17 protein-coding genes, 2 tRNA genes and 3 pseudogenes are annotated in these 23,846 nt (G+C 58.2%); 3 read left to right on the top strand and 19 right to left on the bottom strand.

Annotated elements, in window-relative coordinates:
* Window positions 1-276: 276 nt before the first annotated feature.
* Both AC097O_RS18310 and AC097O_RS18305 read right to left on the bottom strand, forming a co-directional pair.
* On the bottom strand, window positions 277-390 hold the full coding sequence (locus AC097O_RS18310) for a transposase domain-containing protein (protein WP_479594324.1): 114 nt from the start codon (window positions 388-390) through the stop codon (window positions 277-279).
* 112 nt (window positions 391-502) lie between these two features.
* Window positions 503-700 (bottom strand): annotated as a pseudogene (locus AC097O_RS18305) (transposase domain-containing protein); the annotation flags it as partial.
* A gap of 182 nt (window positions 701-882) precedes the next feature.
* Here AC097O_RS18305 and AC097O_RS18300 point away from each other — a divergent pair.
* The 3 genes and pseudogenes from AC097O_RS18300 to AC097O_RS18290 form a co-directional block, all read left to right on the top strand.
* Window positions 883-1,281 carry a transposase gene (locus AC097O_RS18300; RefSeq protein ID WP_479594323.1) on the top strand — a complete coding sequence of 133 codons (399 nt, stop codon included), beginning with the start codon at window positions 883-885 and terminating at the stop codon, window positions 1,279-1,281.
* A 99-nt stretch (window positions 1,282-1,380) separates the two neighbouring features.
* A complete protein-coding gene (gene istA / locus AC097O_RS18295; RefSeq protein ID WP_479594322.1) occupies window positions 1,381-2,931 on the top strand; it encodes an IS21 family transposase in 1,551 nt (516 codons plus the stop codon).
* Window positions 2,921-3,304: pseudogene (locus AC097O_RS18290) on the top strand (ATP-binding protein); the annotation flags it as partial. The gene istA and the pseudogene AC097O_RS18290, both read left to right, overlap by 11 nt.
* A gap of 722 nt (window positions 3,305-4,026) precedes the next feature.
* Here AC097O_RS18290 and AC097O_RS18285 read toward each other — a convergent pair.
* The 17 genes and pseudogenes from AC097O_RS18285 to AC097O_RS18205 form a co-directional block, all read right to left on the bottom strand.
* Window positions 4,027-5,334 (bottom strand): annotated as a pseudogene (locus AC097O_RS18285) (IS1182 family transposase); the annotation flags it as partial.
* A 269-nt stretch (window positions 5,335-5,603) separates the two neighbouring features.
* A tRNA-Phe gene (locus AC097O_RS18280) sits at window positions 5,604-5,679 on the bottom strand.
* A gap of 23 nt (window positions 5,680-5,702) precedes the next feature.
* Window positions 5,703-6,386 (bottom strand): response regulator, encoded by a 684-nt coding sequence (locus AC097O_RS18275; RefSeq protein WP_479594321.1) that lies wholly within the window; start codon window positions 6,384-6,386, stop codon window positions 5,703-5,705.
* Between the two features lie 47 nt (window positions 6,387-6,433).
* Window positions 6,434-8,707, bottom strand: coding sequence for a sensor histidine kinase (locus tag AC097O_RS18270; RefSeq protein WP_479594320.1), 2,274 nt, complete (start codon window positions 8,705-8,707; stop codon window positions 6,434-6,436).
* An 11-nt stretch (window positions 8,708-8,718) separates the two neighbouring features.
* The gene (locus AC097O_RS18265) at window positions 8,719-9,321 is read right to left on the bottom strand and encodes a DUF4390 domain-containing protein (protein WP_479594319.1); all 603 of its coding nucleotides are present in this window, start codon (window positions 9,319-9,321) and stop codon (window positions 8,719-8,721) included.
* Window positions 9,311-10,666 (bottom strand): 16S rRNA (cytosine(967)-C(5))-methyltransferase RsmB, encoded by a 1,356-nt coding sequence (rsmB, locus tag AC097O_RS18260; protein ID WP_479594318.1) that lies wholly within the window; start codon window positions 10,664-10,666, stop codon window positions 9,311-9,313. Before rsmB ends, AC097O_RS18265 begins: the two co-directional genes overlap by 11 nt.
* Window positions 10,667-10,668: 2 nt before the next feature.
* Entirely contained in the window at window positions 10,669-11,229 is a 561-nt protein-coding gene (locus AC097O_RS18255; protein ID WP_479594317.1) for a LemA family protein, read from the bottom strand.
* A 134-nt stretch (window positions 11,230-11,363) separates the two neighbouring features.
* Window positions 11,364-15,587 (bottom strand): DNA-directed RNA polymerase subunit beta', encoded by a 4,224-nt coding sequence (gene rpoC, locus AC097O_RS18250; protein ID WP_479594316.1) that lies wholly within the window; start codon window positions 15,585-15,587, stop codon window positions 11,364-11,366.
* 26 nt (window positions 15,588-15,613) lie between these two features.
* Window positions 15,614-19,726, bottom strand: a complete 4,113-nt coding sequence (gene rpoB / locus AC097O_RS18245; RefSeq protein WP_479594315.1) for a DNA-directed RNA polymerase subunit beta — start codon at window positions 19,724-19,726, stop codon at window positions 15,614-15,616.
* 319 nt (window positions 19,727-20,045) lie between these two features.
* A complete protein-coding gene (gene rplL, locus AC097O_RS18240) occupies window positions 20,046-20,417 on the bottom strand; it encodes a 50S ribosomal protein L7/L12 (protein ID WP_348113705.1) in 372 nt (123 codons plus the stop codon).
* A 93-nt stretch (window positions 20,418-20,510) separates the two neighbouring features.
* The gene (rplJ, locus tag AC097O_RS18235; RefSeq protein ID WP_479594314.1) at window positions 20,511-21,059 is read right to left on the bottom strand and encodes a 50S ribosomal protein L10; all 549 of its coding nucleotides are present in this window, start codon (window positions 21,057-21,059) and stop codon (window positions 20,511-20,513) included.
* Between the two features lie 233 nt (window positions 21,060-21,292).
* Entirely contained in the window at window positions 21,293-21,988 is a 696-nt protein-coding gene (rplA, locus tag AC097O_RS18230; protein ID WP_348113707.1) for a 50S ribosomal protein L1, read from the bottom strand.
* Window positions 21,989-22,420, bottom strand: a complete 432-nt coding sequence (gene rplK / locus AC097O_RS18225) for a 50S ribosomal protein L11 (RefSeq protein WP_315228776.1) — start codon at window positions 22,418-22,420, stop codon at window positions 21,989-21,991.
* Window positions 22,421-22,568: 148 nt separating this feature from the next.
* Window positions 22,569-23,156 (bottom strand): transcription termination/antitermination protein NusG, encoded by a 588-nt coding sequence (gene nusG / locus AC097O_RS18220; RefSeq protein ID WP_295960174.1) that lies wholly within the window; start codon window positions 23,154-23,156, stop codon window positions 22,569-22,571.
* Window positions 23,156-23,539 carry a preprotein translocase subunit SecE gene (gene secE / locus AC097O_RS18215; RefSeq protein WP_479594313.1) on the bottom strand — a complete coding sequence of 128 codons (384 nt, stop codon included), beginning with the start codon at window positions 23,537-23,539 and terminating at the stop codon, window positions 23,156-23,158. Before secE ends, nusG begins: the two co-directional genes overlap by 1 nt.
* Window positions 23,540-23,647: 108 nt before the next feature.
* A tRNA-Trp gene (locus tag AC097O_RS18210) sits at window positions 23,648-23,723 on the bottom strand.
* A gap of 6 nt (window positions 23,724-23,729) precedes the next feature.
* On the bottom strand, window positions 23,730-23,846 hold a 117-nt coding region (locus tag AC097O_RS18205; protein ID WP_479584941.1), incomplete at its 5' end, for an EF-Tu C-terminal domain-related protein.

Genomic DNA, 23,846 nt, shown 5'->3' with positions numbered 1-23,846 from the left:
TCATCGTCAGGCTATTACAGCAAGAAACGCCCAGTCCAGCGGACTGGGCGTTTTCTTTAGTACTTGCATCAAGCGCTAAAGAAAACGCAAAACGTTTTAAGGTGTGCCAAAAAGCATTAAATAAGTTTATTAGAAAGCGATCCAGCATGGGTCGCTTTTTTGCGTTTTAAGTGGGCGTAAACCTTTCTTTGACAGCTTGAAATCTAAGCGTGCGGTGAAGTCGTGTTGAGCGAGGTGCAGCGCCTACGATCAGACGTGTGTGGGCTGTGTTGCCTGCTAGCGATGCGGCAGTAACTCCCTTATCTGACTTTGGTACGCTGCGTGAATACTGTCCTTCAGATAGGCGTGCGGATCCTGTCCGTTGAGTTTGGCAGCCTGGATCAGGCTCATCACCGCATCAGCCCACTTGTCCGCCCGCAGCGAACTGGCGAGCAGCCAGTTTGAACGTCCGTAAGCGCACGGCAATCCCTTGTTGACAGCTGGCGACGGTCATGGCTGATGGTCAAGGAGTGATGGGCTGCCAGCGATGCGGCAGCAACTCTTCCACCCGGCTGGCCCTGTGTGTTGGCAACCGGGTCAGCACATCCTTCAGGTAAGCATAGGGGTCATGCCCATTCATACGTGCCGACTGCACCCGACTCATCACCGCCGCAGCCCGCTGGCCCGCACGCAGGCTTCCAGCGAACAGCCAGTTGTTGCGGTTATGGCTAGCAGCACATAACCGCAATAAGGCCAAGCGCGCTTTTATGCGAAGTCGGCGCTGTGGAACGACACGCCGGCCCAGCAAGCGCGGGCGCATCTGTGTATGCGTCCGGCGACCCTATCTTGAACTGATCCCCTCCCTCTTGCAAGATCGTGTGCACGCAATAGATCGTGCACACCATGCTCAAAGAATCAGAGACTGCCAGATACTCGACCCGGCGCACGCATCGGACATACACACCAGAATTCAAGGCCGAGTTGGTGGCTGCCTGCCAACAGCCCGGTGTCTCCATCGCGGCACTGGCGGGGCAGCAGGGCATGAACGCCAACGTGCTGCACCGCTGGCTCAACGAACACCAGCGCAGTGGCTGCCATCAACTGCCCAAGCCCGGTGTTCCCTCCAACACTGGGGCCCCATCCCCGGCTCCCGCTTTCATTGCCCTGGCGTTGCCCCCGGGAACTCCTGTGCACCAGGAACAGGAGATCAAGGTGGAGTTGCGCAAGGGGGCGCTATCCATGACGGTGACTTGGCCCCTGAGTGCAGCGACAGACTTGGCGAGCTGGACAGCAGCCTGTTGATTTCCACCTAGAAGTGACCCACTTGGCCCTGTGATTTCCATCTAAAACTGACCCACGTAAGAACCCTAACCTGCTGCTTTAAGCGGCAGGAGACGAGGAGTGATTAACGTGGCGATACTGCGTGTCATACGGCGTTGGGCACTGCGAGAGCAGCTCTCCCTGCGTGAGATAGCCCGGCGTACCGGTCTGTCTCGAAACACCATCAAGAAGTACCTGCGCTCGGGTGCGGCGGAGCCGCACTATGCCAAGCGCGTCAGTCCCAGCAAACTGGACCCATACGCCGAGAAGCTCTCGGCATGGCTCAAGAGCGAGGCCGGCAAGTCCCGCAAACAGCGGCGCACTCTCAAACAGCTCCATACCGATCTGGTTGCGTTGGGTTACACCGGTTCCTACAACAGGGTGGCCGCCTTTGCCCGGACCTGGCAACAGCAGCGCCAGCAAGCCCAGCAGACCAAGGGGCGGGGCACCTTCGTGCCCCTGGCCTTCGGCGCCGGCGAGGCGTTCCAGTTCGACTGGAGCGAAGACTGGGCCGTCATCGGCGGTGAACGCACCAAGCTGCAAGTTGCCCACTTCAAACTCAGCCATAGCCGAGCCTTCACCGTACGGGCCTATCCGCTGCAGACCCACGAGATGCTGTTTGACGCGCACAACCGGGCGTTCGCAGTCCTGGGTGGTATCCCACGGCGTGGCATCTACGACAACATGCGCACCGCCGTGGACAAGGTGCGGCGCGGCAAGCTGCGCGACGTCAACGCCCGCTTTGGCGCCATGGTCAGCCACTACCTGTTCGAGGCTGAGTTCTGCAACCCCGCGTCCGGCTGGGAGAAGGGCCAGGTGGAGAAGAACGTGCGGGATGCACGCCACCGGCTGTGGCAGCCCGTGCCTGCGTTCCCAACGCTGGCAGCTCTGAACGATTGGCTGGAGGATCGCTGTAGGACCTTGTGGACCGAGATCGCCCACGGCAAGTTGCCTGGCACAGTGGCCGATGTATGGGAGCAGGAGAAGTCCGCCCTGATGGCCATGCCGCGGCCCTTCGATGGCTTCGTCGAGCACACCAAACGGGTATCGCCGACCTGTCTAGTGCACTTCGAGCGCAACCGCTACAGCGTTCCGGCGTCGTACGCCAACCGGCCTGTCAGCCTGCGGGTCTATGCCGAACGGCTGGTCATTGCGGCCGAGGGCCAGGTGGTCTGTGAACACACCCGGGTCATTGACCGGCGCCATGACCTGGGTGGGCGCACCGTCTACGACTGGCGCCACTACCTGGCCGTGCTGCAGCGCAAGCCAGGGGCACTCAGGAACGGCGCTCCGTTTGTTGAACTGCCGCCGGCGTTTAAGCGGCTACAGGCCATGCTGTTGCGCCAGCCGGGCGGGGACCGGGAGATGGTGGAGATTCTGGCCTTGGTACTGCACCACGATGAGCAGGCGGTGCTGGCAGCCGTGGAACTTGCCCTGGAGGCTGGCGCGGCGACCAAGACCCATGTGCTCAATGTGCTGCACCGGCTGCTTGATGGCCAATCGGTACCTGCACCGGTGACGGCACCCCAGGCTCTGCGCCTGAACCGAGAACCCCAAGCCAACGTGCTGCGCTATGACAGCTTGCGCCGCCCTGCGGCGTCTGCCGACCAGGAGGTGCGCCATGCGACATGACCCAGCCAGCGGTGCCATCGTGATCATGCTGCGTGAGCTCAAGATGTTCGGTATGGCCCAGGCCGTGGCCGAGCTGACGCAGCAAGGTGCACCGGCGTTCGAGGCGGCACAGCCGATCCTGTCCCAACTGCTCAAGGCGGAAACTGCGGAGCGGGAAGTCCGCTCGGTGGCGTACCAGTTGAAGGTGGCGCGCTTCCCCGTTTACCGGGACCTGGCCGGCTTTGACTTCGGCCACAGCGAGGTGAATGAAGCCTTGGTACGCCAGTTGCACCGCTGTGAGTTTCTGGAGCAGGCCAACAACATCGTCTTGGTTGGTGGGCCGGGGACGGGCAAGAGCCACTTGGCGACAGCCCTGGGTATCCAGGCGATTGACCCGCGAGATCTCCTGAGCGATGAAGTGCCGCAGTTCGTCAGCAGTCGGTGTGACTGAGCCGGTACGGCCAATTAGCGTGCGGACGATAGTCAGCCGACGGATGCGGGTGCTTTCGGCCAGACCCCTGACCTGCTGCATGTACTTGTCGAAGTGGCGCAGCTCAACGCCAATGGCGTCGACAGGAGGCTCCGTAGGCTGGACGCCAGCCTCGGCCAGAACGGTGTGCAGGTGTTGTAGCGCGGCCAGAATCTGATGACGACTGCGCTGTACCGGGCATGGGCAGGCGCAGCGCGGCAGATGATCTCCCACGAAGCGCCGCTCGTCTTGGTCAACGCGCCCAAGGTCAAGCTGATGCCGTCGCGATCACCGCCCGAAGTGGGCGATGCAGCAGAGATACATACGTGCGGTGGTGGGCGCGTACCTTTGTCGATCACATGCGCGTCGACTGGCACCTGGGTGATGGTTTCGCACTTCGCGCAGGCCCATCGTGGGGACGATGCCCGCTTCACCCGGTGCATTCAAGATGGGTTCGCCGCGCGCTTACGAACGTCCTAGGAGTCCGGGTGGTAGAACACTCCGAGTGAATTCCGCTCGCCCCCAGCAGCCGGTAGCGACGCAGGCGGTAGTTGAGGGGCTCACGACCGCCGGTCTTTATGGCCTGTTTAACGTGACCCGGTCACGCTCGAAAGTCGTGGCGGGCACTTCTTCGCACATTTTCTGCCTCACCCGGCCTGCATCGCCCCCATCCTGCGCAGATTCAGCGCCATGCACACCAGCTTGAACTCGGCTTTTGCCTTCTCCAAGCCCCGTATGCTGAACTGGCGGAACCCTAGCACGTTCTTGATCCAGCCGTTGGGCGGCTCGGCGAGCCATTTGCGCTTGCGGTAGTCCTTTTGGGTCTGTTCGGTTTGGAACTTGGCCGCCATGGCTACCGTGTGCGGGTAGCGTTGCGCATCTTTGGGCGCAGCCCGTGCCTTCCCCTCACGTCCAAGTGCGATCACCAGTTCGGTCGCCGCATAGCCTTTAGCCAGCTGGGCCATCACCGCTTCGCTGCGGTGGCCCGCATCGGCCAGGACTTGGGTCGGCTGCACTCCGGTGTGGGTCTGTACCGCATCCAGCACCATAGGTAACTGCTGCACGTCCGTGCTGGTGTTGACCACCTCGGCGGCCACGATGATGTGGGCTGTCTCGTCCACGGCAGTCTGGGCGTTGTAGCTGTAGTCAAAGCCGCCACCGGCGCGCTTCATGATGCGGCTGTCGGGGTCGGTGAAGCTGCTCTGGGCCTTGGGCTCAGGGATGCCGAAGTCGCGTTTGTAGGGCCTGCCTCCTTTGGGCTTGCTGTCTTTGTCGCGGGGCTTACGCCCATCCTCGGGGCTGCGGCCCCGCTGTGTATCGCTTTGGCTTTGGCGTGCCTCCAGCCGGGCCTTGGCCGCTGCAATCGCATCCAGCCGGGCTTGCCTGCGCTCTAGCTCAGCAGGGATGTCCAGCTCGGGTTGGTTCTTCTCGGCGTCATCGGTGTGGGCGGCTTTGTGCAGCAGTGCAGCAATCTGGGCTTTGAGTTCTGCCTCGGTGCTTTGCATGCGGGCGTAGCTCATGGCTTTGTGGCGGCTGGCGTTGGCCTTGAGCTTGGTGCCGTCGACAGCGATAGTGCCCAGCTTGACCAGGCCCATCTCGCGGGCCAGGCGCACAACCTGGGTGAAGAGTTCGGTGAATTCGGCCAGGTGCTGGGCACGGAAGTCGCGGATGGTGCGGTGGGCGGGGAAGTTGTGTGCCGCTAGCACCCGAAAGGCAATGTCCTCATGCAGCTTCCTGGCGATCTTGCGCGAGCTGAAGCACCCGGTGGCATACGCGTAGACCAGGACTTTGACCATCATGGCCGGGTGCAGGGGTTGGTTGCGCGGGCCACCACTGGCGTAGCGTGCGTGGAAGTTGCTCAGGTCCAGGCTGTCTACGGTGTCGCTGATGAAGTAGGCCAGGTGGCCCTGCGGGAGCCAGTCTTGCAGGGCAGGTGGCAGGAGTTGCTGTTGCTCATGCCTGTGCTCAGCAGGCTTCGTGCCAGGGTTCGCGCCCGAAGCGGGTTTCTGCCGCGCAGGCTCTAAATGGCTTGATTCAATATCGCTTTGATGCTTACCACGATGTCCAGGGCCCAGAGGTGAACTTGGGCGCAGCGGTGCGCAATCAATAGCCATCCTGGCGCAGCGGACTTCTGACACGAGAGTCAGAAAAAAAAAGCGACCTGTTTGACGGGTCGCTTTCTTGACTACTTCTTGCTAACCTATTGATTGGCAAGAAGATTTTTTGGTGGCCTGGGGCGGAATCGAACCACCGACACAAGGATTTTCAATCCTCTGCTCTACCGACTGAGCTACCGGGCCAAGACTTAAATTATATACCGAAATTAGGCTCGTTTTCCTCGGGCGAGATCAACTCCGAGTTGTTTTAATTTGCGATAGAGATGCGTGCGCTCCAGTCCGGTTTGTTCTGCAACCCGGGTCATGGACCCACCTTCCTGGGCGAGATGAAATTCGAAATAGGCTTTTTCAAAACCATCGCGGGCCTCTCTGAGCGGCTTGTCTAGGTCAAAAGTCTGTTGCGACTGGGGGCCTAAGAGGCTGGTGTTGGAGAGTGCGCCAGGAATGCTGCTGAGCATTTCCATGGGGGCGACCCGGTTGTCCAAATGGGCCGGCAAGATTGCAGCTGGAGCGGCTTTGCGCGTGGCATTGCGTGTTAGCCCTTGCTCAACTGCTTTCAGCAGCTTTTGCAAGGTAATGGGTTTCTCCAGAAAGGAAAAGGCTCCGATCCGCGTGGCCTCTACTGCCGTGTCGATGGTGGCATGGCCACTCATCATGATGACGGGCATTGTGAGCGCACCCGTGGCGGCCCATTCCTTGAGTAGCGATACTCCGTCGGTGTCGGGCATCCAGATGTCCAGCAGCACCAGGTCGGGGCGAGACTGCTGCCGCGCGATACGGGCCTCTGCCGCATTTTCCGCCAACTCGACGTTGTGCCCTTCATCATTCAGGATTTCAGAAAGCAGATCGCGGATACCGAGTTCATCGTCAACTACCAGAATGTTTGCCATGATTGAAGCGCGCGTCTCCGGATGAAAATACAGCAGTGTGGCTGTTGCTAAGTTGCCACTTTAAGGTGGATGGCGAATGATAACGATACTTGCGCTCCTTCCACCATGCCATTAACGATACGGTTAGATAAGTCGATGCGCGCACCGTGTTCATCGGCGATTTTTTTGACCACAGCCAGTCCTAATCCGGTACCGCGGCTTTTGGTCGTCACATACGGTTCAAAGGCGCGTTTGAGGATGTGTTCCGGAAATCCTGAGCCTTGGTCCAGGACCACCAGGCGGACCCGCTGCGCCGCTGCAGCCCATTGGGTGCGCAAGATGACGCTCGGCGGTGCCCCGGGCTTGCACGCGGCCTCTGTGGCATCCTGCGCGTTTTGCAGCAGATTGTGTATGACTTGGCGCAGTTGTTCTGCATCGCCCAGGATCAGCGGGCATCCGCTTTCGAGTTGTGCAACTACGTTGACCGGGGCCGTGTCGTGCTCATAAAGTTGCAACACATCTTGGACGAGTAGATTGAGGTCGAGTGGCTTGAGATCAGCGGCGGGGAGGCGGGCATAGTCACGAAACTCATTGACCAGGCGTTTCATGGCATCGACCTGGTCTACGATGGTTTTCACGGATTTTTTCAGCAGTGCTTGGTCGGTTTCTCCAACCTTGTTCAGCAACTTCATTTCCAGCCGTTCTGCAGAAAGCTGGATGGGGGTCAGTGGATTCTTGATTTCATGCGCCAGGCGACGCGCCACTTCACCCCAGGCCTGGGCTCGCTGTGCAGACACGATTTCTGATATGTCATCAAAGACTAATAACCGGTTACTGCCCGGCAATTCTGCGCCTCTAGCTACTAACGTAATAGCGTCTTGTGAAAATGGGGATTGCGTGGCGTTGAGTTCAAAGGACTGCTGCCAGTGGTCAAGTCCGTGGTGGATCTGCTCACTTAAAAATGCCGAAAACTGTGCGTGCACACCCTGGGCGAAATCGCCCATGCCTTCCACTTCGGCCAATGGTTTTCCCTCCAGGGCCGCCAGCGGCACGCGCAATATGCGGGTGGCACCAGGGTTGCTGGATTGGATGGTGCCTGCAGCATCCAGCACGATGACACCCGAAGTCAGGTTGTCCAAAATCGTCTGCAGGTTGGCTCGCGCGGCGCTGACCTGCGACATGCTCTGGTCCACGGCCGAGCGGGCATCGGAGAGTTGCTGCGTCATGTCTGCAAATGAGCGGGTCAGTCCACCCAACTCGTCGCGGCCCTGCCACACGGCTTTGGGTGTCAGGTCCCCTGCAGCCACCTGGCGCACGCCTTCGGCCAGCAGCAAGAGGGGACGTGCCAGTTGGTTACCTAATAGCACGGCCAGCAACACGGCTCCAAATACTGCCAGAAACAAGCTCAGCGTCAGCGTACCGATATACATGCGTTTCAGGCCCGTGCGGGCCAGTGCGCGTTCCTGGTATTCGCGGTTGGCGGTTTGTACCGCCATGGCATTGGCGACCAAGGGAGCGGGCAGGCTTTGCACCACTTGCAAAAAGCGTGGCTCGGCAAGCAGGCCAACGCCTTTGCTGGTCACCAGGGCCAGGGCTTTAATATGGGCAACAGGTATCTCTGCTCCAGGAGCGGGCCCTAGGTCATCCAAGCCTTCAATGGCCGCCACCGCCCGCTGTGTACGCACATTGCGCAATTGCTGTGGAGTGGGCCGTTCCGGATTGAGCAGGAAGCGCGATTGTCCTACGCTGGCAATCAACTGTCCGCCAGCGCTCCACAGCATGACATCGCTCACATCCAACTGGTCGCGAATGTGTTCCAGGGTGAGCCCGGCTGCCGCATCGGGCACGCCGGACAGTTGCCCACTGGCATTGCGGGCTTTGTCCGCCAGGTCATTGGCCAGAATATCGAGGGTGGCCCGGCCCAGGTTCACACCGGCATCCAGGGCCGTTTCCACCTTGACATCGAACCAGCTTTCGATGGAACGGGAAACAAACTGGTACGACACCACATAGATCAGCAAACCCGGCATCAAACCGACCAACGCAAAAATGGTGGCCAGTTTTACCAGCAAACGGCTGCCGAACTTGCCACGCCGCAGGCGCATCCACAGCCTGACGGCCATCCAGGAGATGACGGCCAGCAGCACCCCGGCCACCACCACGTTCACCGCGAAAAGGCGCGCATAGTTGCGTTCGTACATCTCCCGGTTGTTGGTGGACTGGGTGAGCAGCAGCAGCAGAATCAGGCCCAGGGCCATGACCACGACCGCGCCGACAATCCAGGCCCAGCGCACTGCGCGCGGGTTGGCCAGGGTACGGTACCTGGATGCCAGCACGTCCACGGGCCGCTGGCTCACTTGGCTGCGTCCGGAATAAGGCGCAAATTGCGGCTGCCAGACAGGTTCCAGTCGGATTGGCCCATGGCGCCGATCTGGAAAGGGCGGGGAAGCTGGGACACGTCGAGGCGGAAGCTGAATTCGGCGTGGGTCTTGCCATCGAAATCGATATCGGCAGGGTCCGCGATGCGCCAGCGTGAAAAGCGCTGCATATGTGCCAGGGCATCGGCGAGAGACTCGAAGTTTTGGTTCAGCACCACGCCCAGGCCGCTGTTGCCCATGGCGGTGGGGCCCACGTTCAGACGCCAACGCCGGGTTAGCGGCTGGTAGGCGAGCCGCATGTAGCGGGCCTGGCTGGCCACCGCCTTGTCCGACCAGTACCAGCGGTCCCGCAGCACCTCGATCTCGGCCACGAAGAACATCGGAATGCCTTTGTGCAGCGCATCTTCTACGAGACTAGGGAGTTCAAACTTCAAATTGGCTGAAAAAAACACCCCGGAGTCGTTGCGCTCGATCTGCATCTGGTTGATTTCTACCAGCGTGCTTTGAGCCCGAGCAAAGGGCAGGTAGCACAACAAAAGATAGACGCACCAGCGCAGCACGGCCTCTTTAGGTCGCATTTTTTTCCAGTAGAGCGTAAAAGAATCCATCGTTGTCACGGATCCGATTGTCCGGGAGAGCTTCGGCCAAATCCCATGTACGGGGCAGTAAATGGCCGGGAGACGGTAGCAAACGGGCATCGGTGTGGTGTGCAAGAAACGTTTCGATCTGGTCTTGGCCCTCGGCCCGAAATACCGAGCAGGTGCAATAGAGCAATCGACCGCCAGGACGCACCAGAGCCCACAGTTGCAGCAACAGGCTCGCCTGGAGGCGGGCCAATTGTGCAATATCTGTTTCGCGGCGCAGCCAGCGCACATCGGGATGGCGGCGCACGATACCCGATGCCGTGCAAGGTGCGTCGAGCAAGATGGCATCAAAGAGGAGGCCATCCCACCAGGTTGCAGGTTGGTTGGCATCCGCTACCAGCACGGTGGCCTGCAGCCCCTGGCGTTGCAGGTTGTGCTGGATGCGTTCGCAGCGGACGGGGTCGATATCGAGCGCCGTGACCTCGGCATCCGCCAGTTCGAGCAGGTGGACCGTTTTGCCGCCAGGGGCGGCGCAGGCATCCAGAATGCGCAGAGGCTGGCTGGTGTCCAACCCGTTGAGCAGCAGCGGTGCCGCCAACTGGGCGGCTGCATCCTGAACGGATATTGCACCGTCCGCAAACCCCGGAATCTCGTGCACAGACCGGGCGCGGGCCAGAGCTAAACCAGAGTCTCCAACCAAACTTGCTTCAATATTAATAGCTGCTAGCGCCGATTGAATAAGCGCTGGAGTAGTTTTTCTTATATTAATCCGCAGGGTCATCGGAGCCTGCTGGTTGTTCGCCTGCAAGATGTCTTGCCAGTGCTGCGGCTGTTCATTTTTCAGCCGTTGTATCCACCAGCGGGGATGGTTCCACACCGCGACCGGGTCGCGGTCGGTGGCTGCCACCAGGGTATCGCGTTCCCGCAAGAACCGGCGCAGGCAGGCGTTGACGAAGCTGGCCTGGGCTCTGGCCGGGCCCCGGTTGGCAGCCTCGACGGTTTGGTCTACCAAGGTAAAGGCTTCGTAAGGCGCGTCGGCTTCTTGCCAGACCAGTGCCAGGGCGGTGCACAGCAAGGCATCGGCCGCCGGTGGGGGTGGGCGCTTGGCCAGGTGCGCGCGCAGGGCTTCGGCGCGGCCCAGGTTGCGCAGGCTGTGAAATACCAAAGACTGCACCCCCGGACGCAATGGACCGTCCACGGTCGCCAAGGCAGGTGTGGCGGATGCGCCGTTGCGGATGGCGTGCAAGACCTCGGCCGTGGCCAGCAGTTGGCGCCAAAGGGGGATCTGCGCAGCCTGGCCTGTAGGGGCAGGGCGCTCTTGGGTGGGGGAACGGGTCATATTCAGAAGTCGGTAGGGAGTGATGTGGCCGTGCGAAAGCCAAACAACCAGGCCAGCAACAGTGCCGGAAATTGGGCGATGGCGGCGTTGTAGTTATGAACAGCGTGTGCAAAGGCTTGGGCGGCAGGACGGATCTGCTGGCGTGTCTCGCTCCATTCTGTCTGAGCGGTCTCGGGTAGAAGTGGGGAGACCCCATCACGGCCTTCGCCGGTGACCCGCAGCCAAGCCATTTGCAGAACCGTATTGGCAGCCGCCAAAGCGTTGATGGCGGCACCGTCCAAAGGCCGGGCGCGCGCCACCGTCAGCGAGGCGGAAAACTGGGTCTGTGCCCCATGTAATCCAGCCCAGGCCTGTGTAGGTGCCGTTGGCGCGGTGTGAGCCGGGTTTGCCAGGGCAGCAGGACAGGATTGCACGATCTCGGCGTAGTGCTGCATCGGCGCAGCCAGTGCGGCAAAGCTATGCAATGCAAGTGACCGCAGCCGCACCAGCCGGTTATAGGCGCCGACCGACCAGAACAGCCATACCGCCGCCAAGCTCCACCACAGAAAGGATTCGGAGATCACAGGTCGTCTTGTAGATAGCGTTGTGCCCCATGGGGACTACATAAAAAAACACCCCAAGTCCATCAGCGATGGAATTGGGGTGCCTGTGTCACCTAGAGGTTTCGAGTGACATGACGCAGCGCTTGCGGCTTGCGTTATTCGTGGTCCGAGCCTTCGTTGGCTTCCGACAGCGCTGTGGCTTCCTGGGCATCCGCCAATTCCGCGGCTTCGGACTCGGCGATGGCGCGACGCTCGGCATCGTCCATCAAGTCCTTGGCCAGGCGGGCCTGGTGGTAGGCCATGCCGGTACCGGCGGGGATCAGACGTCCAACAATCACGTTTTCCTTCAGACCACGCAGCTCGTCGCGCTTGCCCATGATGGCGGCTTCGGTCAACACACGCGTGGTTTCCTGGAAGGACGCAGCGGAGATGAAGCTGTCGGTGGACAGCGATGCCTTGGTAATACCCAGCAGCAAGTTGGTGAACACTGCGGGGATCTTGCCTTCGGCGCGCAATGCGTCGTTGGTGTCAAGCATTTCGCTGCGTTCGACCTGTTCGCCATTGATGTAACCGGAGTCACCTGCGTTCTCCACCACCACGCGGCGCAGCATCTGGCGCACGATCACTTCAATGTGCTTGTCGTTGATCTTCACGCCTTGCAAGCGGTACACGTCCTGGACTTCGTCCACGATGTAGCGGGCCAGCTCTTCCATGCCCAGCAAGCGCAAGATGTCTTGTGGGTCGGCGGGGCCGTCCACAATGTTTTCGCCCTTGTTGACCACTTGGCCTTCGTGCACCAGGATGCTCTTTTCCTTGGGGATCAATTCGTCCCAGACCGTACCTTCTGGATCGGTGATCTGCAGGCGGACCTTGCCCTTGGTTTCCTTGCCGAACGACACGGTACCGGTCATTTCGGCCAGCATGCCCTTGTCCTTCGGCGTACGGGCTTCAAACAGCTCGGCCACACGGGGCAAACCACCGGTAATGTCGCGCGTCTTCTGGCCTTCGATCGGGATACGGGCCAAAACTTCGCCGCGGCCCACGTCCTGGCCGTCGCGCACCTGGATCAGTGCACCGATAGGGAAGCCAATGGTCACCGAGTGGTCGGTGCCGGTGATCTTCACTTCGTTGCCGTTCGCGTCGATCAGCTTGACCTGCGGACGGATCACCTTGGCTGCGCCACGGCGTTTCGGATCGATGACCACCATGGTGGACAAGCCGGTGACTTCGTCGACCTGGCGGGCGACCGTCAGGCCTTCTTCCACATTCTCGAATTTGCTCATACCTGCAAACTCGGTAATGATGGGGCGGGTCAGCGGGTCCCAGTTCGCCAGGATCGTACCGGCCTTGACCACCTGGTCGGCCGTGACCGACAGGATCGCACCGTACGGCACTTTGTGGCGTTCACGTTCGCGGCCATGCTCGGTGATGACGATTTCACCCGAACGGGCAATCACGACCAGCTCGTTCTTGCTGTTGGACACATAGCGCATCGTGGCGTTGAAGCCGATCGTGCCGTTGGACTTGGCTTCCACGCTGGAGGCGATGGCGGCACGGGATGCCGCGCCACCGATGTGGAAGGTCCGCATGGTCAACTGCGTACCGGGTTCGCCGATGGACTGGGCTGCAATCACGCCCACAGCCTCGCCGCCGTTGATCAAGCCACCACGGCCCAGATCGCGGCCATAGCACTTGGCGCAGATGCCGAAGCGCGTAGCGCAGGTCAGCGCAGTACGCACCTTGACTTCGTCCACACCAGCCAGTTCCAGGATGTCGATGGCGTCTTCGTCCAGCATGGCACCGGCAACAGCCAGCACCGAGCGGTCTTCAGGGTGCAGCACGTCTTCGGCTGCGGTACGGCCCAGAATGCGGTCGCGCAGCGATTCGATGACTTCACCGCCTTCGACGATGGCACGCATCAGGTAGCCATTGGCTGTGCCGCAGTCTTGCTCGGTCACAACCAAGTCTTGCGTCACGTCCACCAAGCGGCGGGTCAGGTAGCCCGAGTTAGCCGTCTTCAAAGCCGTATCCGCGAGACCCTTACGGGCACCGTGGGTGGAAATGAAGTACTCCAACACGTTCAGGCCTTCGCGGAAGTTGGCGGTAATCGGTGTCTCGATGATCGAGCCGTCAGGTTTGGCCATCAGACCCCGCATACCAGCGACCTGGCGAATCTGCGCTGCAGAACCGCGCGCGCCGGAGTCGGCCATCATGTAGATGGAGTTGAACGACTCTTGCTCGACTTCCTTGCCGTTGCGGTCGATGGTCTTCTCTTTGGAGAGCTGGGCCATCATCACCTTGGACACTTCGTCGCCGGCCTTGCCCCAGATGTCCACCACCTTGTTGTAGCGCTCGCCGGAGGTCACCAGACCCGACACGTACTGGTTGGCGATTTCTTTGACTTCCTTTTCAGCGCGGGCAATGATGCCGTGCTTTTCTTGCGGCACCAGCATGTCGTCGATGCAGATCGAAATACCGGCCTTGGTGGCCAGACGGAAACCGTTTTGCAACAGCTTGTCGGCAAACACCACGGTCTCTTTCAGGCCGCACTTGCGGAACGACACATTGATGAGCTTGGAGATTTCCTTCTTCTTCAACGCCTTGTTGATGTTGGAGAAGGGCAGACCCTTGGGCAGAATTTCCGATAGCAGTGCACGGCCTGCGGTGGTTTCCCACAGCTTGGTCGATGGCTCGAATTCACCCGTTTCCTTGTTCTTGGTGTATTCGGTCAAACGCACGTTGATGCGGGCGGTCAACTCGACCTCGCCCGCGTCAAATGCGCGCTGCACTTCGCCGGTGTCGGAGAAAATCAGGCCTTCGCCCTTGCCGTTGACGCGGTCGCGGGTCGTGTAGTACAGACCCAGCACCACGTCTTGCGACGGAACAATAGACGGTTCGCCATTGGCCGGGAACAAGATGTTGTTCGATGCCAGCATCAAAGTGCGGGCTTCCATCTGCGCTTCGACCGACAGCGGTACGTGGACGGCCATTTGGTCACCGTCAAAGTCGGCATTGAATGCCGAGCAAACGAGCGGGTGCAACTGGATGGCCTTGCCTTCAATCAGGATCGGCTCAAAAGCCTGGATGCCCAAACGGTGCAGCGTAGGCGCACGGTTCAGCATCACCGGGTGCTCTTTGATCACCTCTTCCAGAATGTCCCACACGACGGGCGTGCCGGATTCAACTTCTTTTTTCGCTGCCTTGATGGTGGTGGCGATGCCCATGGCTTCCAGGCGCGAGAAGATGAAAGGCTTGAACAGTTCCAAAGCCATCAGCTTGGGCAAGCCGCACTGGTGCAGCTTGAGCGTCGGGCCCACCACAATGACCGAACGGCCAGAGTAATCGACGCGCTTGCCCAGCAAATTCTGGCGGAAACGTCCGCTCTTGCCTTTGATCATGTCGGCCAAAGACTTGAGTGCACGCTTGTTGGCACCGGTCATCGCTTTACCGCGGCGGCCGTTGTCCAGCAGCGAATCGACAGCTTCTTGCAGCATGCGCTTTTCGTTGCGGGCAATGATTTCGGGCGCTTTCAATTCCAGCAAGCGGCGCAGACGGCTGTTGCGGTTGATGACGCGACGGTACAGATCGTTCAAATCCGAAGTGGCAAAACGACCACCATCCAGCGGCACCAATGGACGCAGGTCCGGCGGCAGTACGGGCAGTACGTTCAGCACCATCCATTCGGGCTTGATGCCCGATTTTTTGAACGCTTCCAAGAGCTTGAGGCGCTTGGAGTTTTTCTTGATCTTGACTTCGGAACCGGTCAGATCACCGCGCAGGCGTTCGATCGATGCATCGATTTCGATGGCTTCCAGCAGGTCCTTGATACCTTCTGCACCCATCTTGGCCACGAACTCGTCGCCGTACTCTTTGGTCTTGGCATCGAAGTCGTCTTCCGACATGATCGCGAATTTCTTCAGCGGGGTCATGCCGGGATCGGTGACCACATAAGCTTCGAAGTAAAGCACGCGCTCGATGTCGCGCAACGTCATGTCGAGCACCAGGCCCAGACGCGATGGCAGCGACTTCAGGAACCAGATGTGGGCGCAAGGTGCCGCCAGGTCGATGTGGCCCATGCGTTCGCGGCGCACCTTGGTCTGTGTGACTTCAACGCCGCACTTTTCGCAGATCACACCGCGGTGCTTGAGGCGTTTGTACTTGCCGCAAAGGCATTCATAGTCTTTGATGGGGCCAAAGATCTTGGCGCAGAAAAGACCATCGCGCTCGGGCTTGAAGGTACGGTAGTTGATGGTTTCTGGCTTTTTCACTTCGCCGAACGACCACGACCGAATTTTCTCGGGGGAGGCCATGCCGATCCGAATCGCATCAAAGTGCGAATCGGGCGTGAACTGCTTGAACAGGTCGAGTAATGATTTCATGTGTTAAATCCTTTTCTTGTCCGCAATTAGCTACGCTCGAGCTCGATGTCCAGGCCCAAGGAACGGATTTCCTTGACCAGCACGTTGAATGACTCGGGCATGCCCGCTTCAATGGCGTGCTCGCCCTTGACAATGCTTTCGTACACCTTGGTACGTCCTACCACGTCATCTGATTTGACGGTCAGCATTTCTTGCAGCGTATAAGAAGCACCGTAGGCTTCGAGTGCCCACACTTCCATTTCACCGAAACGCTGTCCACCGAACTGTGCTTTACCACCCAGTGGCTGCTGCGTTACCAAGCTGTAAGGGCCGGTAGAGCGGGCATGCATCTTGTCGTCCACCAAATGGTGCAGCTTCAAGAAGTGCATATAGCCAACGGTGGTCGGGCGCTCAAAGGGCTCGCCTGAACGGCCATCAAACAAATGGGCCTGGGTACGCGTAGCGTTCAATCCCTTGTGCTTTGCGATGTCGTCGGGGTAGGCCAGCTGGAGCATGCCCCGGATTTCTTCTTCCGAAGCGCCGTCAAACACCGGCGTTGCAAAAGTGACCCCTTGGGCCATATTGGCAGCCATGTTGAACACTTCATCGTCGCTCAGTTGGCTCAGATCTTCCTTGCGGCCAGAGCCGTTGTAGAAAGAATCCATGAAGCTGCGTACTTCGGCCACTTTGGCTTCGGCCTGCAGCATGTCGCCAATGCGTTGGCCGATACCCTTGGCCGCCCAGCCCAGGTGGACTTCCAGCACCTGGCCGACGTTCATCCGTGAAGGAACGCCCAGGGGGTTCAAACAAATGTCGCACGGTGTGCCGTCGGCCATGTAGGGCATGTCTTCGACCGGGACGATCTTGGACACTACGCCCTTGTTACCGTGGCGACCAGCCATTTTGTCACCAGGCTGCAAGCGGCGCTTAACGGCCAGGTACACCTTGACCATCTTCAGCACCCCTGCTGGCAACTCATCGCCTTGCGTCAGCTTCTTGCGTTTTTCTTCAAAAGCCAGGTCGAAGCTGTGGCGGGTCTGTTCCAACGAGTTCTTGATGGATTCCAGCTGGGTGGCAACTTCGTCATCGGCCGGGCGGATATCAAACCAGTGGAATTTTTCCACCGAAGACAAATACGCCTTGTCGAGCTTCGTGCCCTTGGCCAGCTTTTGTGGACCGCCATTGGCGACCTTGCCGGTCAGCAGCTTTTCGATACGGTCGAACGCATCGGCTTCGACAATTCGCAACTGGTCATTCAGGTCCAGACGGAAGCGTTTGAGCTCATCGTCAATGATCTGCTGGGCACGCTTGTCACGCACGATGCCTTCGCGTGTAAACACCTGCACGTCGATCACAGTGCCTTGGGAGCCCTGGTCTACGCGCAACGAGGTGTCTTTCACATCGCTGGCTTTTTCACCAAAGATGGCGCGCAACAGCTTTTCTTCTGGTGTCAGCGTGGTTTCACCCTTGGGTGTGACTTTGCCCACCAGCGTATCGCCGGGCTGTACTTCCGCACCCACGTAGATGATGCCCGACTCGTCGAGACGGTTCAGCTGTTGCTCACTCAAATTCGGGATATCACGGGTAATTTCTTCGGCACCCAGCTTGGTGTCGCGGGCCATCACCACCAGTTCCTCGATGTGAATCGAGGTGTATCGGTCATCGGCTACCACGCGTTCGGAGATCAAAATCGAATCTTCGAAGTTGTAGCCATTCCAGGGCATGAAGGCGATGAGCATGTTCTGCCCGATCGCAATTTCACCGAAATCGGTGGATGCACCATCGGCGATCACATCACCCTTGGCCAAGCGGTCACCCTTTTTGACGATAGGACGCTGGTGGATGTTGGTGTTCTGGTTGGAACGCTGGTATTTGATCAGGTTGTAGATGTCCACGCCCACTTCACCGGCAGCCGCTTCGGCATCGTTGACGCGGATCACGATGCGGGTGGCATCCACATAGTCCACCAAGCCACCACGGGTAGCGGTCACGACGGTGCCAGAGTCCACTGCGGCCACGCGCTCGATACCGGTACCAACCAATGGTTTTTCTGGACGCAGTACAGGCACAGCCTGACGTGACATGTTGGCACCCATCAAGGCGCGGTTTGCATCATCGTGTTCCAGGAAAGGCACGAGCGAGGCGGCCACGGACACGATCTGTGCGGGCGAGACATCCATGTACTGGACCCGTTCGGCTCCAACCAAAATGGATTCGCCTTTTTCACGGGCGGACACCAGATCGCCCGAAAGCTTGCCGTCTTTGTCCAGTGCCGCATTGGCCTGGGCAATCACGTATTTGCCTTCTTCGATGGCCGACAGGTAATCGATTTCTTTGGTGATCTTGCTGTCAATCACGCGACGGTACGGTGTTTCGATAAACCCGTATTCGTTCAAGCGGGCATACAGTGCCAAGGAGTTGATCAGTCCGATGTTCGGACCTTCTGGTGTCTCGATCGGGCACACGCGACCGTAATGCGTCACGTGCACGTCGCGGACTTCAAAGCCAGCACGCTCACGGGTCAAGCCGCCCGGGCCAAGGGCCGACACACGGCGCTTGTGGGTAATCTCGGCCAGAGGATTGGTCTGGTCCATGAACTGCGACAACTGGGATGCACCGAAGAACTCTTTGAGTGCAGCGGAGATCGGTTTGCTGTTGATCAGATCGTGTGGCATAAGCGGCTCTTGCTCGGCCTGGCCCAAACGTTCTTTGACGGCCTTTTCAATCCGAGCCAAACCGGCGCGGTATTGGTTTTCAGCCAGTTCACCAACGCAACGTACGCGGCGATTTCCCAGGTGGTCAATGTCATCGACTTCACCACGGCCATTGCGCAGATCGACCAGGATCTTGACTACAGACAAGATGTCTTCATTGGTCAGGACCATGGGGCCGGTGGATTCTTCGCGGCCCATCTTGGCGTTGAACTTCATGCGGCCGACACGCGACAGGTCGTACGTATCCGGGTTATAGAACAGGCGCTGGAACAGTGCTTGCACGGCATCTTCTGTCGGCGGTTCGCCAGGGCGCATCATGCGGTAAATGGCCACGCGCGCAGCGAATTCATCCACAGTTTCGTCGCTACGCAAGGTTTGCGAGATGTACGCACCCTGGTCTAACTCATTGGTGTAAATGCACTGCAAGTCTTGCACGCCAGCGGTGCGTAGTTTCTTAAGCAACAGTTCAGTCAACTCTTCGTTGGCCTTAGCAATAATCTCGCCGGTGTCGCTGTCGATGATATTTTTCGCTACGATGCGACCCACCAGAAAGTCTTCTGGGACGCTGATGTGGGTGGTGCCGGATTGCTCCAGATCGCGGGTATGGCGAGCGGTAATCCGCTTATCTTTTGCCACCGCAACTTTGCCGGTTTTGTCCGTGATGTCGAAGCGGGCGACTTCGCCGCGCAGACGTTCGGCCACAAACTCCATTTGTGCGCCGCTGTCCATCAGGCGGAAATTGTCGTTGACGAAGAAATTCGCCAGGATGGATTCTGGTGTCAGGCCAATGGCTTTGAGCAAAATCGTGACGGGCATCTTCCGCCGACGGTCCACTCGGAAATACAGTACGTCTTTAGGGTCAAACTCGAAATCGAGCCACGAACCACGGTAGGGAATTACACGCGCAGAGAACAGCAACTTGCCGGAGCTATGGGTTTTGCCCTTGTCGTGCTCGAAAAACACACCGGGAGAGCGGTGCAACTGCGAAACGATCACGCGCTCGGTGCCGTTGATGATGAACGAGCCTTTTTCCGTCATGAGCGGTACTTCGCCCATATAGACTTCTTGTTCTTTCACTTCTTTGACCACTTTGGACTGTGATGTCGAGGACTCACGGTCATAAATGATCAGCTGGACCTTGGCCCGTACGGCGGAGGCAAATGTCAGGCCCCGAGTCTGGCATTCGCGTACATCAAAAGCGGGCTTGGCAAGGTTGTACTCCACGTACTTCATCTCGACAAAACCATTGTGCGAGACGATAGGGAAGGCGGCATCAAATGCCGCTTGCAAACCCTCAACGGTGCGCTTTTGAGGCGCGAGATCTGCTTGCAAAAATGCGGTGTATGCATCTTTTTGCATTTGCAACAGGTAGGGGACTTCGAGCACGCTGTCGCGGCTGCCAAAATTTTTACGAATGCGTTTGCGTTCGGTGTACGTATAAGCCATGAGATCTCCGGGGGCAAGGACTTGGGGGTCCTGGGGGGCCTGTCAACTGTCGTGTTGCACATCATGCGCAACGAACTTGGCGGTTGGCCACTACCAACCATGGCGGACGATTGCGCATTGCACGCAATCCGAACCAAGGCATCTTCTGCAGTCGGGGCCAGAAGACACTGAAAAGCCGATGCTCGACCCGCTTTTCAGTGTGCTCTAACTTGCATACCCGGATGGCGTGAGCCACGGAGCAAGAAAGTTATTTCACTTTCAACAAGCACGAAAGGCTGGGAGCCCCTTTAGGAGTTCCCAGCCCTCGTTTGCGAATGAATTACTTCAGTTCGACTTTAGCGCCAGCGTCTACCAGCTTCTTCATGGCTGCATCAGCGTCAGCCTTGGAGATGCCTTCCTTGACGGCCTTGGGAGCGCCATCAACCAGGTCCTTGGCTTCTTTCAAGCCCAGACCGGTGATTTCGCGAACAGCCTTAATGACCGACACCTTTTGGGCACCGGCTTCAACCAGAACAACGTTGAATTCGGTCTTTTCTTCGGCAGCGGCGGCAGGGCCAGCAGCGGCGGCAGGGCCAGCCATTGCAGCTGCGCTCACGCCAAATTTCTCTTCGATGGCTTTCACCAGGTCGTTGAGTTCCAGGACCGTCATGCTGTCAAGCGCGGTCAAAAATGCGTCTTTATCGAATGCCATTTTGATTTCCAGTTTTTTCAGTTGGGGACAGGCCATGCAGTTGCAAGCCGCTGTCCAACAAAGTTTTTGTCAATGCCGAAAGTAACCCGTGGGTTACGCCGGAGCAACCTCGGCAGCCGCTTCTGGGGCCGCTTCGACTGCTGGTTCGGTAGAACCCGCGCCTTTTTGTGTCGCCAACGCTGCCAGCACACGTGCCGTACGCGAAATGGGGGACTGCATCAAGCCCAACAACTGTGCCAACAAAACTTCCTTGGAAGGGATGCTTGCCAGTTGCTTAACGCCGTTCACGTCCAGAACTTTTCCACCGAATGCACCACCGCGAATCACCAACTTGTCGTTGGTCTTCGAGAATTCAGCTACTACCTTGGCAGCAGCTACGGCATCTACAGAAAAGCCATAGATCAGCGGACCGGTCATCTGGTCGGACACGATTTCAAAAGCACTGCCTGCGACAGCACGGCGGGCCAAGGTGTTTTTCAACACGCTTAGGGTCACGCCATTGCTACGCGCTGCTGAGCGCAATTTGGTCATGTCAGCGACCGTGATACCACGGTATTCCGCCATCACGAGCGTTTGAGCTTTAGCGGCGAGGCTGGTCACATCGGTAATGACCGCTTCTTTCTCACTGCGATTAAGACTCAAGGTCTACTCCTTAAAATGTGTTGTCCGGCTGATTGCCATTCAACACGCCACTTTGCAGCGACCAACTGTTTCGGGAAACTTATTCCATCTGCAGCGGGATCGCCATCTGCGTTGGTTTTCACTGATTAAGTGCAGACAAGCTGCACACCAACGGTCTTGGATGGCTCGCCAAAGTTTGATGCTTTGGCGACCCACCACTTTGAAGCTTCTGAACGAAGCTTCAAATTTTGCGATTACGCTGCGATGGTTTGCGTGTCGACGCGAACGCCCACACCCATCGTGCTCGAAACCGCTACTTTGCGTAAATACAGACCCTTGCTCGACGCTGGCTTGGCCTTGGTCAAAGCATCGATCAACGCGGCCAAATTGCCTTGCAACTTGTCGGAGTCAAACGAGCGGCGACCGATCGTGCTGTGCACGATACCGGCTTTGTCCACACGGAACTGTACTTGACCTGCTTTGGCGTTCTTGACGGCCGTAGCAACATCAGGCGTAACCGTGCCGACCTTGGGGTTAGGCATCAGGCCACGTGGGCCCAGAATCTGACCCAAAGTACCCACAACGCGCATGGCATCGGGAGCGGCGATGACGATGTCAAAAGGCATATCGCCCGCTTTGATCATTGCGGCCAGGTCGTCCATGCCGACGATGTCCGCACCGGCAGCCTTGGCTTCTTCCGCTTTAGCGCCTTGGGCAAACACAGCAACACGCTTGGTCTTGCCGGTACCGTTAGGCAACACGACAGCGCCACGCACCACTTGGTCGGATTTCTTGGCATCAATGCCGAGCTGAACGGCCACATCGATGGACTCATCGAACTTGGCGTTAGCGCATTCTTTAACGATCACCAGCGCGTCACCCAGAGGGTAGAGCTTGGTGCTGTCAATCTTGCCAGCAAAGGCTTTTTGTTTTTTGGTCAGCTTGGACATTTACACGCCCTCCACATTCACACCCATAGACCGGGCGGTACCAGCGATCGTACGGACAGCGGCATCCAGATCGGCAGCCGTCATGTCTTTCATCTTGGTCTTTGCAATTTCTTCGAGCTGTGCGCGGGTGATCTTGCCGACTTTCGCGCTGTGCGGTGTCGAAGAACCTTTGTCGAGCTTGATGGCTTTCTTGATCAAAACAGTCGCTGGCGGTGTTTTGATGATGAAGGTAAAGCTTTTGTCCGCAAATGCAGTGATCACCACTGGCAGTGGCAGACCTGGCTCAACACCTTGGGTCTGCGCATTGAATGCCTTGCAGAACTCCATGATGTTCAGGCCACGTTGACCCAGTGCTGGGCCGATGGGGGGGGATGGGTTGGCTTTACCGGCTGGTACTTGCAGCTTGATAAATCCGACGATTTTTTTCGCCATTATTTACTCCTTGCGGGTCTTAACGCTTCTGCCTACCGAAACTGGTGGACATCTGCTCCCCGGGGTTGCGACTCACTGACAACATCCACGTTGAGTCGAAAAACGTGGAATCTAATAAATTCAGAAATTAGGTCTTTTACAGAAAGACTTACGTCTTTTCGATCTGGCTAAACTCCAACTCGACAGGTGTGGCGCGACCGAAAATAGTGACCGAAACACGCACCTTGCTTTTTTCGTAATTCACTTCTTCTACAGAGCCATTGAAGTCAGTGAATGGCCCCTCTTTGACCCGGACAAACTCACCCACCAAGAATTCCACTTTATGGCGCGGCTTGTCGGTGCCTTCTTGCATCTGGCTCACGATTTTTTGCACTTCTGCTTCTGAAATCGGAGCGGGACGGTTCTTGGCACCCCCTACAAAACCAGTCACTTTGTTGGTGTGCTTGACCAAGTGCCAAGACTCATCGTCCATCACCATTTCAACAAACACATAGCCAGGGAAAAGACGGCGCTCGGTCGTTTTGCGTTGGCCATTCTTGATTTCAACCACTTCTTCGGTTGGAACCAGGATGCGGGCAAATTTTTGCTGCATTCCGGACTGGAGGATCCGTTCGGTGATATTACGCTCGACCGCCTTTTCCATTCCGGAATAAGCATGCACGATGTACCAACGCAGATCAGGATTTACCGGGGTCGCAGACGGTTCCGCCGCACTCATTTCTACTACATCAGTCATTACTTTTTCCAGCCCAGAATCAAGTCATAAAAAACCCATTCCAGCGTCTTGTCAGTGAGCCAGAGGAACAACGCCATAAGCACCACAAAGCCGAACACGTAAAGCGTCATCTGCGTGGTTTCTTTGCGGGTGGGCCAAACAACCTTTTTGACTTCGCGCCAGGCATCGCGACCAAACGCGACCAGTTGCTTGCCGGGCTCGGATGCTAGAAACACCACGACAGCAGCGGCAACACCCACAATCAAGGCCGCCCATTGGGCAATTTGCCCTTGCTTGCTCAATAGATAGAAGGCGGCTAACGCTCCCAGCACCAAAACAGCAGACAACGCCAATTTGGCTTTGTCTGCATTGGTGTTGATCGTCTCAACTTGCGAAGTGGCCATTTTTGGCATTTTCCTGCTTCAAATACATGGTGTCTCTTGAGACACAGAAGCCCGTCAGGTCATGACGGGCTTGTTGGACTAACTATGGGCCACCTTGAACTTGTCAGGTGGCAGGGGCGGAAGGAATCGAACCATCAACCTTCGGTTTTGGAGACCGACGCTCTGCCAATTGAGCTACGCCCCTACAAAATTAAGCAATGATCTTGGCAACCACACCGGCGCCGACGGTCTTGCCGCCTTCGCGGATAGCGAAACGCAGACCTTCTTCCATGGCGATGGGGTTGATCAGCTTGACGGTGATCGACAC

The sequence above is a fragment of the Rhodoferax sp. LS1P39 genome, assembly GCF_056521425.1.
This window is presented reverse-complemented; position numbering and strand designations above follow the sequence as displayed.

What these genes read in the sequence shown, in the direction of transcription:
- rplL (WP_348113705.1), bottom strand. Translation starts at nt 20,417, where the DNA reads ATGGCATTCGATAAAGACGCATTTTTGACCGCGCTTGACAGCATGACG.
- AC097O_RS18300 (WP_479594323.1), top strand. Translation starts at nt 883, where the DNA reads ATGCTCAAAGAATCAGAGACTGCCAGATACTCGACCCGGCGCACGCAT.
- nusG (WP_295960174.1), bottom strand. Translation starts at nt 23,156, where the DNA reads ATGACTGATGTAGTAGAAATGAGTGCGGCGGAACCGTCTGCGACCCCG.
- AC097O_RS18310 (WP_479594324.1), bottom strand. Translation starts at nt 390, where the DNA reads ATGAGCCTGATCCAGGCTGCCAAACTCAACGGACAGGATCCGCACGCC.
- rpoC (WP_479594316.1), bottom strand. Translation starts at nt 15,587, where the DNA reads ATGAAATCATTACTCGACCTGTTCAAGCAGTTCACGCCCGATTCGCAC.
- rsmB (WP_479594318.1), bottom strand. Translation starts at nt 10,666, where the DNA reads ATGACCCGTTCCCCCACCCAAGAGCGCCCTGCCCCTACAGGCCAGGCT.
- AC097O_RS18275 (WP_479594321.1), bottom strand. Translation starts at nt 6,386, where the DNA reads ATGGCAAACATTCTGGTAGTTGACGATGAACTCGGTATCCGCGATCTG.
- secE (WP_479594313.1), bottom strand. Translation starts at nt 23,539, where the DNA reads ATGGCCACTTCGCAAGTTGAGACGATCAACACCAATGCAGACAAAGCC.
- rpoB (WP_479594315.1), bottom strand. Translation starts at nt 19,726, where the DNA reads ATGGCTTATACGTACACCGAACGCAAACGCATTCGTAAAAATTTTGGC.
- AC097O_RS18265 (WP_479594319.1), bottom strand. Translation starts at nt 9,321, where the DNA reads ATGCGACCTAAAGAGGCCGTGCTGCGCTGGTGCGTCTATCTTTTGTTG.
- rplA (WP_348113707.1), bottom strand. Translation starts at nt 21,988, where the DNA reads ATGTCCAAGCTGACCAAAAAACAAAAAGCCTTTGCTGGCAAGATTGAC.
- rplK (WP_315228776.1), bottom strand. Translation starts at nt 22,420, where the DNA reads ATGGCGAAAAAAATCGTCGGATTTATCAAGCTGCAAGTACCAGCCGGT.